This window comes from Paenibacillus sp. J2TS4 (assembly GCF_018403245.1).
GTDB lineage: Bacteria > Bacillota > Bacilli > Paenibacillales > NBRC-103111 > Paenibacillus_L.
The window spans coordinates 116107-128519 of sequence record NZ_BOSH01000008.1 but is presented as its reverse complement, the minus strand read 5'-3'; the positions used below and the strand labels follow the sequence as shown (position 1 = coordinate 128519).

Annotated in this window: 13 protein-coding genes and 1 tRNA gene; 6 read left to right on the top strand and 8 right to left on the bottom strand. The window is 48.0% G+C overall.

Features of this window, described 5'->3' with window-relative positions:
- Positions 1-56: 56 nt before the first annotated feature.
- On the top strand, positions 57-464 hold the full coding sequence (locus KJS69_RS17805; RefSeq protein ID WP_249730581.1) for a DUF2203 domain-containing protein: 408 nt from the start codon (positions 57-59) through the stop codon (positions 462-464).
- Between the two features lie 236 nt (positions 465-700).
- Here KJS69_RS17805 and KJS69_RS17800 read toward each other — a convergent pair whose 3' ends face one another.
- The 6 genes from KJS69_RS17800 to KJS69_RS17775 form a co-directional block, all read right to left on the bottom strand.
- Entirely contained in the window at positions 701-1627 is a 927-nt protein-coding gene (locus KJS69_RS17800) for an aldo/keto reductase (protein WP_213585139.1), read from the bottom strand.
- A 93-nt stretch (positions 1628-1720) separates the two neighbouring features.
- Positions 1721-2116, bottom strand: a complete 396-nt coding sequence (locus KJS69_RS17795) for a hypothetical protein (protein ID WP_213585138.1) — start codon at positions 2114-2116, stop codon at positions 1721-1723.
- 94 nt (positions 2117-2210) lie between these two features.
- A complete protein-coding gene (locus tag KJS69_RS17790; protein WP_249730580.1) occupies positions 2211-2942 on the bottom strand; it encodes an ABC transporter ATP-binding protein in 732 nt (243 codons plus the stop codon).
- Positions 2935-3753 (bottom strand): ABC transporter permease, encoded by an 819-nt coding sequence (locus KJS69_RS17785; protein ID WP_213585137.1) that lies wholly within the window; start codon positions 3751-3753, stop codon positions 2935-2937. The genes KJS69_RS17790 and KJS69_RS17785 overlap by 8 nt, the downstream gene beginning before the upstream one ends.
- Before the next feature lie 54 nt (positions 3754-3807).
- Positions 3808-4551, bottom strand: coding sequence for a nitrous oxide reductase accessory protein NosL (locus tag KJS69_RS17780; RefSeq protein WP_213585136.1), 744 nt, complete (start codon positions 4549-4551; stop codon positions 3808-3810).
- Positions 4548-5897, bottom strand: coding sequence for a right-handed parallel beta-helix repeat-containing protein (locus KJS69_RS17775; protein ID WP_213585135.1), 1350 nt, complete (start codon positions 5895-5897; stop codon positions 4548-4550). The genes KJS69_RS17780 and KJS69_RS17775 overlap by 4 nt, the downstream gene beginning before the upstream one ends.
- Before the next feature lie 298 nt (positions 5898-6195).
- Between KJS69_RS17775 and KJS69_RS17770 the strand changes: the two genes are divergently transcribed.
- Positions 6196-6936 (top strand): hypothetical protein, encoded by a 741-nt coding sequence (locus tag KJS69_RS17770; protein ID WP_213585134.1) that lies wholly within the window; start codon positions 6196-6198, stop codon positions 6934-6936.
- 81 nt (positions 6937-7017) lie between these two features.
- Here KJS69_RS17770 and KJS69_RS17765 read toward each other — a convergent pair whose 3' ends face one another.
- Positions 7018-7482 (bottom strand): GNAT family N-acetyltransferase, encoded by a 465-nt coding sequence (locus KJS69_RS17765; RefSeq protein WP_213585133.1) that lies wholly within the window; start codon positions 7480-7482, stop codon positions 7018-7020.
- Positions 7483-7752: 270 nt separating this feature from the next.
- Between KJS69_RS17765 and KJS69_RS17760 the strand changes: the two genes are divergently transcribed.
- A tRNA-Gly gene (locus KJS69_RS17760) sits at positions 7753-7823 on the top strand.
- A 204-nt stretch (positions 7824-8027) separates the two neighbouring features.
- Here the strand turns inward: KJS69_RS17760 and KJS69_RS17755 are convergent.
- Positions 8028-8861: a transglycosylase domain-containing protein gene (locus KJS69_RS17755; RefSeq protein WP_213585132.1), complete on the bottom strand. Its 834-nt coding sequence runs from the start codon at positions 8859-8861 to the stop codon at positions 8028-8030.
- A gap of 449 nt (positions 8862-9310) precedes the next feature.
- On the opposite strand from KJS69_RS17755, the gene KJS69_RS17750 reads away from it, so the two are divergent.
- From KJS69_RS17750 to KJS69_RS17740, 3 genes are read left to right on the top strand one after another with little or no spacing between them, the layout of a single operon-like run.
- Entirely contained in the window at positions 9311-10219 is a 909-nt protein-coding gene (locus KJS69_RS17750; RefSeq protein ID WP_213585131.1) for a carbohydrate ABC transporter permease, read from the top strand.
- A gap of 29 nt (positions 10220-10248) precedes the next feature.
- On the top strand, positions 10249-11079 hold the full coding sequence (locus KJS69_RS17745; RefSeq protein WP_213585130.1) for a carbohydrate ABC transporter permease: 831 nt from the start codon (positions 10249-10251) through the stop codon (positions 11077-11079).
- 35 nt (positions 11080-11114) lie between these two features.
- Positions 11115-12410 carry an ABC transporter substrate-binding protein gene (locus KJS69_RS17740; protein ID WP_213585129.1) on the top strand — a complete coding sequence of 432 codons (1296 nt, stop codon included), beginning with the start codon at positions 11115-11117 and terminating at the stop codon, positions 12408-12410.
- The last annotated feature ends 3 nt before the right edge of the window (positions 12411-12413 follow it).

Below are 12413 nucleotides of genomic sequence, written 5' to 3'. Positions count from 1 at the left end.
AAAAAATTTTGCCGCAATGCAGATATAGAATGCAGGATAGAAAGGAGGAAGAGGCAGTGAAAAAATGGTTTACACCCGAGGAAGCCAATGCCATACTGCCGATTATCCGCCAGGAAGTGGAGGCATTGCAAAATATTAAAAATCAATTTGAGCGAATGTACGCCGATTTACGTCACCTGAAGCAGACTGCTCCTGTCACAGATGAAAACCGGTCGGACCCTTTCTTTTCTTTGGAGTGCGAGCTTGAATTTCTTCAAATTGAAGCGCAAACCATTGCTAACAGCATTACTCATAAAGGAGCCGAGCTCAAAGATATTGAATTGGGTCTCGTTGATTTTCCGTCGGTGATGAATGGGGAGGAAGTGCTGCTTTGCTGGAAGCAAGGAGAGGAGAAAATTAGCTATTATCATGGTCCTGAGGATGGATTTGCTGGAAGAAAGCCCTTGGAAGAGGATGGGCCCTAGCAGCAGGCTCAAGACTGTGACAAGCACTGGCCGCCCAATAAACAGGCTTTCCCTAACTCCAGAGAGTAAAAGGAAAGCCTTTCCTTGTGGCCCTCAATGCGGCCCTCAATAGTATTTGGCCATAGCAAGGGTAGTTCTTATTCGCCCACTATCGCTTCAGGATATAACCGTTAACCTGATTTTCATAGATGACAGATAGAAATCATCCCGAGCGGTGCTTACACAGCAAGGGCGGGTTAAGCATCCGCCTTCCACGCCTGGGGGTGCTTCTCGCTCACCCACTGGACAGCACTTGCATTAGCCTCGACCTGCTCTGCATTCTTGCAGCCGGGAATGACGCTTGTGACCGCATCATGTTTAAGGCACCAGGCAAGCGCCCATTGAGCCATATCCATTCCTTCCGGCACTTCCTTCAAGCGAATTTCCTCCACTTGAGCCAGTTTTTTCTTTGTTTGCTCAGGGTCATGTCGATGCCTCACGTCGTTGCTCTCAAATACGGCGCCAGGCTTATACTTGCCGCTCAAATAGCCGCTGGCCAGCGGGACCCGTGCCAAGACTCCAAGATCTTGTTCGATACAGGAAGGGAAAACTTGGCCCTCCGGCTGGCGGTCAAGCCGGTTGTATATGACCTGAATGACCTTGGAATTCACGCGCGTTGCTTGCTCTGTCTGATGAAGATTGTCATTCTTGGCAATGGAGGTTCCCAGATGGCGGATTTTTCCGGCCTGCACCTGCTTGTCTAACACCGTCCAGAGCTCGTCGTTATCAAAAGCTTCATTCGGACCGGAGTGAAACTGGTACAGGTCAATGTAGTCCGTCTTCAACGCCTTGAGAGATTGTTCCAATTGCTTGATCGCATCCTCAGCGGAATAACGGTCCGTCCGATGGAGATGTCCATGGAATTCATGCCCGAACTTGGTGGCGACGACCCAGTCCTCCCGCCGGTCCTTATGCAGAAACTCTCCAATGAATCGTTCCGATAGATGGTCGCCATAGCATTCCGCTGTATCTATTAGATTGATGCCGAGTTCTTTGGCCCGCCCGAGAATCCGGTCTACTTCATCCTGTGCAAAATCTTTGCCCCATTCTCCCCCGAATTGCCAGGTCCCGATTCCAATGACGGAAACTTTAAGATCGGTTTTACCAAGCCTGCGATAATGCATCTTTACATCCCTCCTCACGTTTATGTTACCGTTCTTTCCAGCAACTCTCAAGTGCCCGGAGTGTGGTTGGCAGATGGAAATTCCCTCTCTCCATTATTGAACTTCCAAATCTCGCGGAACGGTTTGATGAACGTCAGGGGCATAGATGTGGATAATGACTTCATATTTTCCTGCATCGTCAAACGTTGTCTGTGTGGAGAAGTTTTCTCCTCCTTTGTCGGGCTTTGTCTTGATAAATTTCCCGCGGACGGATCCTTCCTTGCGAATTTCCAGATCGACCGTCGTATCGTCCGGCTCAGGGAGCTTTTTTAGCTCGACGGTTAAAGTCGTCTCCTGCTTGGCGACTGGAGGCTCCGGTTGGGTAGTTATAAAAATATTGTCCTCGGGAACGGCTATTCCGTCGGGAAGATCAGTCTGCACGGTACCGCATGCCGCCAGAACAGCAAGCAGCAAGCCCGTAATCATGAGCTGAAAGGTACGATTTCTCATTATGGACCCCCTATTTCTTATAAAGTGGCAGGGCTATATAAGTGGCACTAAAGAAAGCCGTCCTTCCATTGCGAAGGAAAGTGCCCATGAAGATTTAAGTCCTGCCCGATTTTTGCTTGAACAGGTCCGCGAAAGCGGCGTTCAAGCCCGCTGTCCCGTACTCCTCCTTATATTCACGAGTATATCCGGAGCGGAGCACCTCGCCTTCGTTCAGGAACAGCACGCGATCGGCTACTTCCTCAGCCACCTCCAACTGATGGGTGGAGAAGATGACCGTCTGGCCTGATGCTTTCAGCTCTTTCATAAATTGCACGAAAGCTTCCATCCAGAACGGATCCAGCCCGTTGGTCGGCTCGTCCAGCACGAGCAGAGCGGGATCGGCCAGCAGTGCCTGGGCAAACAACAATCTTTGCCGCATTCCTTTAGAATAGGAAGTGGCCGATTTGTGCTGAACCTGTTGCAGGCCGACCCTTTCCAACGTTTGCAAGGCCTTGCTTGGGGGAATGCGGCGCAGCTTGGCATAGAAAAGCAAGGTTTCCTTGGCGGACAACGATTGGCCGAACAGAAAATCGTCAGGCATATAACCAATGCTGTCGGCATAAGCCTTGCGGTTCTTTTTCCGCTCGTAGCCGTTCACCTGAATGGTTCCCGCAGTCGGTTGGGTAATTCCTACGATCATTCTCAGAATCGTGCTTTTCCCTGCTCCGTTCCCGCCGCACAAGGCGAGAACTTCCCCCGGGGGAACGGTGAGGCTAATAGGCTGGACAATAGGACGCTTATCTATTTGCTTGCTCACATCACGAAGCTCAAGCATGGGTCTATCCACGGTATCGCCTTCTTTCCCATCCGAATATAGCCGCTCCGAGACAGACTCCTATCCATGCGAGGCACACTGCGATAAAGATCGGAGTGCCGGATGGTTGTTGAATCCAATCCACCCATTGATAGTATTCGGCTCCGAAGACGGTTCCTCCTCCCATCTTGACGATCATAAAAATACGGATCAGCTCGGCCGGATTTAAGAACGTCAAGCCGACTAGCGCAGGCTTAATCCATAAATAAGGCAGAAAGCCCAGGACCGAAAGGAGTAGAGTAGGCCAGCCTATAATGAGGAAGAACCAGATTCCTACTCCATAGGTCAAGGCCTGCCAGCGGTTCTTCGACAGCGTTCCCACTCCGATCGCCAAAGCCAGAAAGAGCAGGATCAGCCCTGCAGAGAAGGCGAGGAAGAGGAGGAATGTATCCGCCGCGAACGATTTGCCGATCCATGCGCCGATGATCCCGGAGAACCCGTAACCAAAACCAACGATGGCAAAAAGAACAACGGCCAGCCCGCCATATTTGCCCAACAAATAAGAGGAGGTGCTTATAGAGTAGGTAGATAGCAGCTCCCATCCGCCCTCTTCCTTTTCCGCTGTCACGGAGAACGAGCCCAGCAGCAAGGTCATCAATGGCAGCAGATACAAAATCAAATTGAGCATTGTTCCCGTAGAGCTGGTGTAGCCGCTCATTTGACTTTGCGATTGGATCAATAGCAGCGCCAGACTAAAGAAGGAGAACAGAGCCATGAATGAATAGGCCCAAGGATTGCGGAAGCCAAGCTTGACCTCGCGTGCGGCCACTGTCAGCCAATGCATGAAATCACATCCTCAATTAGGAAGGCATTAGTAAGTAATGATTTTTGCACTTCTTTATTTTTCGCTATGCTCATTGTCCTTCTTGAGAACAGCGTCTTCTTTGTGCTCCCCATGATCGGAAGGATCAGAGTGTTCTGTGCCTTCTTTATGCTCATCCTTGGCTCCTTCGTTGTTATGACTGTCTCCGTGAGAGGGCTCTGCTCCATCGCCATGAGAGTCCCCAAGACCATCTTTATGACCGTCTCCATGGCTATTATCGCTGCCATGAGACTCTTCAGAACCTTCTGACTGTCCGTTTCCGTGCCCCTCATGATCGTGGCCGTGGCCTTTCATCATATCCATATTAGGCTCCCAGGAATGGCTGTCCAGCTCGCTTGCCGACATCAGCGTCCCTTTGCCTTGTTCTTCAATAAATTTTTCTGCGCTTGCTTTATCTTTGAAGGAATAGACGCCGAAAGCCATCGGAGTCTGGAACGTTTTATCATATACATAGTAGGCCTCTTCGAGCTTCAGCCATTCCAGACTGTGATAATCACGAACAAATCGTTGTCCGACCTCGTCCAGTCCATGCTCCTTCGTCCATACGAAAAGATCGCCGAGATCGTCAAATTTGAGCGGCTTGCCGTCTTTTAGAATGAGCTGGGTCGCATTGTGATCATCCTCTATCAGCATGTTGCACACTTCACAGCGATCCACTCCCTCGTTGATCGCAACAGGCTTGTAGTCTTCCTTCTTTCCACAGCCGGCTGCGACCAGCACAACCAGCGACGATAAAATAAGCAGCATCATTTTTTTCATTGTCTTCTAATCCCCCACACATAAATAATTATAATACTGAATACAAAAAGCAAAGCGCAAATCGCCAGTGTTATTCCGTTTAACCCGCCATTCCCCCCGGTATCGATTACGGGATTCATGAGGGGAGCCTCATCCGTTAACGATTGCGCGGAATCTATGGGAAAGAGGCCTTGCAGAAAAACCATCCCGGGCGATTGAAAAAAAAGCTGATAAGCCGAGGCGCTTTGGGTCAAGGTGATGAAAAAAGGATGGGTCCGATACACCAGATCGCTAAAGCCGCTGCCGTCCAGATCCACTCCTTGAAAATCGTCCCAATAATTGGCGCGGACTGCATTGTTGGCACTTGTTGTTGCCTGTGCCTGGTTGACATTGGAGATGAAATGGTTTCCGGAAACTTCGTTATTCTCCGATTGAAGCATCTCCATTCCGATGAAATTCCGGGCGATCCAGTTATCCTCCAGCCTGCTATCTTTGGCTTGCTCGATATAAAAGCCGACACGATTGCCTTCTACACGATTACCGGTTACAATCGTCTGATTCACATCGTACAGAAGGAGCCCCTGAGAGTTGACGTTCTCACTTTGCTCGGTGAACGAATTACCGGTCACCTCCGTATTATCCGAGCTCATGACCATCCCCCCGGTGACGTTATACTCCCCTTCGTTATCGATTAGAAACGAGTCTTTGGTGAACATGAAATGGTACCCGTAACGGGAGAAATCTACCTTATTATTCTCCACACGATTCGATTCGCTGCTCTCCAGGTAGATTCCATCATGCATGTGGGTGACATAATTCTGAGTAATGAGATTATCGTGGGAGCCCCACAGATCAATTCCGTTCCCCCGGCTCGACAGACGAACGGTTCCCGCTTCCTGCGGACGTTCGATCTTCAAGCCTTCCAGCACGTTGGTATGTGCTTCCCGCAGTTGAATTCCGCTGGCTCTAGTCGTAATGTGGAGATTTTCCAGCCGATTGCGGCTGCCCGACACAAGAACGGAGGCCATCTTTCGGTCACGCATTTCATCAACGATCTGCAGGCCCGTAATAGACGAATCGCTCGCTTGCAGCGTGATCGCCGGCGACTCGCCATCATTGTCGATTCGAACACCTGCCCCTGCCGCCTCTATATGGATAGGTCGGGTAATGACTGCCGGTCCGATATAATGGCCGGGCTCCAGCACGAGTGTTCCTCCGGATTCCGTCTGATCGATCAGCGGCTGCAGCGGAGTCCCGGCACCAACAGCGCTTTCCGCCTGTAACAAGGAGGGAAAGATCAGCGCCATCCATAATGCGGCCAGTCCTAGCAGCGGGTAACGCGGCTTGCTTCGCTGCAACAATATCATCCATTCACCTCCGCCGGAGAAAATAGAACGCACTTAACTTAACGCATACGCGTATGCGTTCCTTGCTGTTTTAGAGTCTATTACAAATTCGGTCGGCCAGATATGACTCAATAGAGCTATTGTTGTTAACAAAGTGTGTCGCTTGTCAAAGAAATAGTTGATAAGATAAAGGGGATTACCGCAATGATTGAAGAAGAGAAGTTGGCAATATAGATTGGATAGCTCATGGAGTGAAGAGAGAAAGATGTCTCCAGGGTGAGTTTTGTTAGAACGCGGAATAAGAGGAAGGGAATGGATTATGGAATATAAACACGTTACGACTAAAATGAACTATGAAGACTTGGCCAGCGGCAAAGTCATCGAGAGCCGTCTAGGGATGACTTCCTTTCCGGTCAGGCTGGGAAGCGAACTTTTTCAAAGGGGGCTCGTCCATTTACAGAAGAAGGGAGTAAACGGACCCTATACAGTGTACGATCCGTGCTCCGGTTGCGGTTACTTGCTGACCGTGATCGGCTTGCTGCATGGAGATCAGGTAGAGGCCGTATACGCTTCCGATATACGGGAGGAAGCGGTGCTGCTTTCCCGGCAAAACCTATCCCTGTTGACGATCGAAGGAATAGAGCGAAGGATAGGCGAAATCGGCAAGTACGTTCAGGAGTACGGAAAGGCTTCTCATAAAGAAGCATTGGAGGCGGCCTGTCGAATTAGAGAAGGTGTAGTTCAGAGAAGAAACCCGATTCCAGCAGTAAGCTTTCAAGCCGATATCTTGTCCGAAGGGGAGCGGGCCTCCGCATTCTGCCCACGTGCCGACCTCATTATTACCGACGTGCCTTACGGACAGACGGCTCAATGGGAGGGAGAAGGGGAAGGTCAGGACCCCCTGCATCGGATGCTGGACCAATTGCTCCATCTAGTCCATCCATCTTCCGTGCTCGTTCTTATTGCCGACAAAAAACAAAAGATTCGGCATGAAGGCTACAAACGGCTGGAAGCGCTCAAAATTGGCAAGCGGCAAGCCGCTATATTAGAAAGATTGTAGATCAAAAACAGACGGAGGCTCCGTCTGCGCTGTGGCAATAGATTTAATAAATAGACTCAATAAAGATTGCCCGTGTATAAATTACTCCTTTGGACGGTCAATTGGATACGATGTCATTTTTTTCTCGCACAGGAAACGCTCTATCCCCGGATAGAGCTCCCCCAGACTGGTAGCTGTAAAGCCGCATGACTGGTAAAAGGCTACCGAATCCTGATCCGTCTGTGCCTGGATGGAGGCTACCGCATGCCGCGAGATGACTTCATCAATCATCCGCCGTCCGATTCCTTGTCCCCGCATCTCTTCCTTGACGGCAATGTGAAGAATGACTGCACATTGCGTTTCCGCGCGAACGCTAATGCCAATGATCGCTTGAACCCCTTCCTCCGTTCCATCATTCCAGGTGTAAAAAAACCGGCAGGAGTCGGAAAGATACAAGCAGACGATTTTATCCAACTTATCTTCATCGGGAAGGTATAGACACTGCTCCAGAATCCGCCGGATATCCGGCGTAAAATCCTCTTTGTGCTGCAATGCCAGCAATCGCATGACCGGTCCACCCTTTCACATGATATCCGTGAAAATCATTCAGTTCCTATAATGTATTATAGATTATTATACGACGACATTAATGAAAGTTTAAATACTTAAAAATTAGTCATTGCAATTTCAGTTTGGACATGATATATTATTTTTTGTCACTCGGCAGGGTCTTATACGAGCTCTTAACATAATTTAAGTTAAGCAGACCCATTCAACTGACTTGTGCAGGTGGATGGCGAAAACCGGCAGACCTTGATCATGGGCGTGTTAGTTCGCGCGGGTGTAGTTCAATGGTAGAACTCCAGCCTTCCAAGCTGGTAGCGTGGGTTCGATTCCCATCACCCGCTTATCTTTTACAGTATAAACCTTTGCAGAGCGAGGGTTTTTTCTTTTTTTCTGATCGACGGAGGAAGAATAGAGGGAGAGAAATCTCCGTGTTCGACATCGTTGCTGTCGTCATGTTTGCAGGTGTGGTTGTAAGTCTGTTCCTGATTCCAGGCTAAGCTATGTGATAAAGCCGCCTCCGTAGCCGGAAGCGGCTTTAAATTTTATTAGGAAGCTGATTGAACGATGACGGGCTGTTCGGCTGCCATTTGCCGCTGTACCTCTGTAATAAGACCGAGATCATTCATCCGACGAAGCACAAGCTGTTGGCGGGATTTGGCCTTATCCCAATGATTGACAGGCGAATAGAATTCCGGCGCCTTAGGCAAGGAGGCCAGAATAGCCGCTTCGCTTAAGTTCACACATTCTGCGGCAGAAGATCCGTATCGGGTTGTTTTATTAAAATAAAAATTCGCGGCCTCTTCGATCCCGTATTTTCCATGGCCGTAGTATATATTGTTCAAATACATCTCCAGAATTTCGTCTTTGGAAAATTTTAATTCCAGGTAAGTGGCAATAGCGATTTCTTTCCATTTTCGATCAAACGTTTTGTCGTTGGTCAGAAACATGTTGCGGGCCAGCTGCATGGTGATCGTGCTGCCTCCCTGAGATTTCCTGCCCTCGGTGAGATCTACCCATGCGGAACGGGCAATGGCAATAGGATCGATTCCAAAATGGTGGTAAAACCGGTGATCTTCTACTGCGACGAATGCGCTCCGAACATATTCCGGCATTTCGCTCAGATGGACGTAGTCCCTGTTAACCGGAATCGACATTCCTTGCACCGGCATAGTGTTGGGATGTCTATAGGCGGCAAGCTTCTGTTGGTCTATTAATACATAGCCAGTCATGACCATCGTGCACCAGAATGTCATGAACAATAAAAAAGCTGCAGCGCCATAAACCAGGAGCCGGCTCAAGGAAAAGGACGCCAGCCGTTCTCTAATTTTATCCGTAGGATTGCTGCGTATGTTTTTAGATAAAGTAATTAATCGCTGCATCGAAGATGCCTCCTTTCCGAGTAGGAAGGCTAATTAAAATTCCGTAGCTTTATTATAAATGATTTAGATAGGGTAAACCTATCGATTAGTATTACAATTACCTTAAATTTTTGTAAGGTTAGCCGGAAGGGAAATGTCCCCGCAACAACTCATTGGGGACCCTTATCTCTCAGTAGGGCATAGTTCTATTATAATGGGAACAGCATCAAAAATAAGCTGGACAAAGGTCCAGCTTGAAATCCGGTCCCAGGTCATAATAGCTAAATAACAAAGGGCGACAGGAATGGGCATGTAATCTAATAAAGTTATTATTTTCATGTTGAAAATAATTGAAGCGGATGTTATAGTATTTTTACATAAATCACGGAATCCAACATCGGTATTCCGTAATTTAAGAAAATATAATTTCATAGTGAAATTAAAAAAGGGTAGAGGAAGGGGGTGTATGGGTGATTACGAAATGGAAAAGGTCTTTGAAAAGACGGGGGTATGATTTCTCTGAATCGATTTCCGGATACTTATTTTTATCGCCGGTCATTCTATGGACGGGTATTTTTATGGTTTTTCCGCTCTTGTACATTATTTACTTAAGCTTCTTTGAGTGGAATATGGTCGACCCGGTCAAGACGTTTATCGGCTTCGGCAATTACAGCCGGCTGATCGAGGACAATGACTTCATCAGGTCTGTGTATCAAACCTTATATTTCACCGTGGGGAAATCCATCTTGTCGATCGTGGCGGCCTTGTTGATTGCCTTGCTGCTTAATCAAAAAATTCGCGGCATTATCGTTATTCGCGGATTCTTCTATTCACCGGTAGTCGTATCGATGATTGCGGCGGCCATGATTTGGGGATACTTGTTCGATCCGCAGGTAGGTCCGATCACCCAGATGTTTCAAGCGGTCGGTTTGACAGCGCCGCAATGGCTGGACGATCCGAAGTGGGCCATGAATTCGATTATTATTATGAGTGTGTGGAAGAACATGGGTTATTACGCTGTTATATATTTGGCGGCACTTCAAGGAATATCCCAGGATTATTATGAAGCCGCTTCCATCGATGGTGCAACCGGTGTAAAACAGTTTTTTCATGTTACGTGGCCGCTTCTCATGCCAGCGACGATGCTTGTTGTCATTATGACCGTTATTCACGCTTTTCAGGTCTTCGCCCAAGTTTATGTCATGACAGCAGGAGGGCCGCTCGGCAGTACCAACGTAATTGTGTACTATCTGTACGAAGTGGCGTTCCAGCATTTTGAGATGGGCTATGCAAGTGCCATTGGGTTTGTTTTATTTTTGATCATGTTTATTGTAACACTGGCACAATTCAAGCTTATGGACAAAAAGATGGATTTCTAATCACTCTGTAAACAGAAGGAGGGTCGTTCATGGTTGAGAAAGGAAAAGGGCTGAAGAAATCGGTAAACTACGTGCTTGCCTATGTTGGCGGATTGTTGACACTGTTCCCGTTTCTATGGATGGTCTCCACCTCTTTCAAAAATCAGCAAGAAGCATTGACATCGGGTCTTGACATTATTCCAGAGGCCTTGAATTGGAGCAATTATATAAATGCGTTTGAGAAAGCGTCTTTACTACGTTACTTGTACAATTCATTGTTCATCACGGTTACCTCTACGCTTGGCGTTGTTGTTACTTCGCTGTTAGCGGGGTATGCCCTTTCAAGACTCCGGTTCCCGGGTAGAAATGTAATCTTTCTTGTTGTTTTGGGTACGATGCTTATTCCGCATCAGGCTACGATAGTTCCGAATTTTTTGCTTATGAAGTTATTTGGTTGGGTCAATACCTATAACGCGCTTATTATCCCTTTTCTGGTATATCCCTTTGCTATCTTTTTGATTCGCAACTTCTTTATGTCGATTCCTAAGGAGCTGGAGGAGGCTGCTAATCTGGACGGCTGCAACCGGCTGCAAACCTTGATCAAAATCATTGTTCCGATTTCCAAGCCTGCCATTGCAAGCGTTGTCATCTTCAACTTTACCTACATTTGGAACGATTTCTTCTGGCCGCTTGTCATGACGACATCGACGGAAATGAGAACGATTCAGGTGGGGCTGGCGCTGATTAAAAGCGAGTTTCTGCTGCAATGGCCGTTGTTAATGGCAACAACCGTGCTTTCATCATTACCGATCTTTATTGTGTATATTGCGTTTCAGAAGTTCTTTGTGCAAGGCTCTGTTTCATCGGGAGTTAAAGGATAATTATTGGTTGTTGATACTAAAATGGGGTGAATGGGATGAAAAAAGGAAAATCGGTCCTGCTAATGGGTCTTGCAATTACGGTTATGCTATCGGCTTGTGGCGGAGGAAATAAGACACCGGAAGGAAAAGGAAATTCGGGCAATAAACCAACCGACAAGAAGACGGTTGAATTTCTATACGCGCTGGCAGGAGCCAATGGGGAAGTTGTACAATCTCTGGTGAAGAAGTTTAACGAATCCCAAGATGAATATACCGTTAACGCAACCTTCGTGCCGCCGGACCAACGGATGGAGCAGATAACGACCTCTATTGCCGCGGGATCGCCTCCGGATTTGTTTACTGCGGGGCCTCCGGATATTTCGGTGTTACGGGGCACCAAGGGGCTAATGACGATCGACGAGCTGTCCAAAGATAAGGAAAACCAAATCGATCCGTCCATGTTCATCGAAAGTGTAAGACCAGTAGTAGAGATGGACGGCAAGATGTGGGGCGTGCCGATTAGCGCAGGGATTGCCGGCCTTTATTATAATGAAGATTTGTTCAAAGAAGCGGGGCTGACTCGCGCACCGGAGACGTGGGAAGAGCTGCTCGACTATGCGAAGAAGCTGACGGACCCTGGCAAAGGCCAATGGGGGCTGCTGCTGCCTACCAAAGAAGTATTATTTACCAATAATATTTGGTCCACGTTCTTGTGGCAGAATGGCGGGGACTATTTCACTTCAGATTTGAAAGAAGCTACTTTCAATAGTGAACAAGGCGCCGAAGCTCTTCAATTGTGGGTAGATATGATACAGAAGGACAAAGTAGCGCCTCTGCAGCAGATGGATGAAAACTTGATCACCCAGACTTTCGCAACAGGCAAAGTAGGTATGTTTATTGGCTTCCCGCTCTGGATCACCCAGTCGAAGGACTTTCCGTTCGTAACTAAAACAGCGCCGCTGCCGAAACGCGAGAAAGAAGCTACTTACTTGGGAGGCTGGTACTTGACCGTTCCTTCAGGCGGCAAAAATAGAGATGGCGCCTACGAATTTATTCAGTTCCTGCTGCAGCCGGAAAATTCGGCCGCATGGAACATTGGCATGGGCAGTCTGCCGACCCAATTATCGACGATGGAGACGAAGGAATATCAAGATTACATTAAAAATACACCGCTCGTCGAGCCGTTCGCCGATTCTTTGATGCATGCCATCGCTCCGCCGCCGACAGAAAATTATGCGAAGGTGGGCACAACGATCTCGAAAGCCATCGTCAAAGCGATGTATCAAAAATTGACACCGAAAGAAGCTCTTGACGAGGCTGCGGAAGAAGTTAACAAATTACTGCAGAAATAGGAG

Coding starts and splice junctions, on each gene's coding strand:
- KJS69_RS17745 (WP_213585130.1), top strand. CDS start 10,249: ATGGTTGAGAAAGGAAAAGGGCTGAAGAAATCGGTAAACTACGTGCTT.
- KJS69_RS17800 (WP_213585139.1), bottom strand. CDS start 1,627: ATGCATTATCGCAGGCTTGGTAAAACCGATCTTAAAGTTTCCGTCATT.
- KJS69_RS17795 (WP_213585138.1), bottom strand. CDS start 2,116: ATGAGAAATCGTACCTTTCAGCTCATGATTACGGGCTTGCTGCTTGCT.
- KJS69_RS17740 (WP_213585129.1), top strand. CDS start 11,115: ATGAAAAAAGGAAAATCGGTCCTGCTAATGGGTCTTGCAATTACGGTT.
- KJS69_RS17775 (WP_213585135.1), bottom strand. CDS start 5,897: ATGATATTGTTGCAGCGAAGCAAGCCGCGTTACCCGCTGCTAGGACTG.
- KJS69_RS17770 (WP_213585134.1), top strand. CDS start 6,196: ATGGAATATAAACACGTTACGACTAAAATGAACTATGAAGACTTGGCC.
- KJS69_RS17780 (WP_213585136.1), bottom strand. CDS start 4,551: ATGAAAAAAATGATGCTGCTTATTTTATCGTCGCTGGTTGTGCTGGTC.
- KJS69_RS17765 (WP_213585133.1), bottom strand. CDS start 7,482: ATGCGATTGCTGGCATTGCAGCACAAAGAGGATTTTACGCCGGATATC.
- KJS69_RS17785 (WP_213585137.1), bottom strand. CDS start 3,753: ATGCATTGGCTGACAGTGGCCGCACGCGAGGTCAAGCTTGGCTTCCGC.
- KJS69_RS17755 (WP_213585132.1), bottom strand. CDS start 8,861: ATGCAGCGATTAATTACTTTATCTAAAAACATACGCAGCAATCCTACG.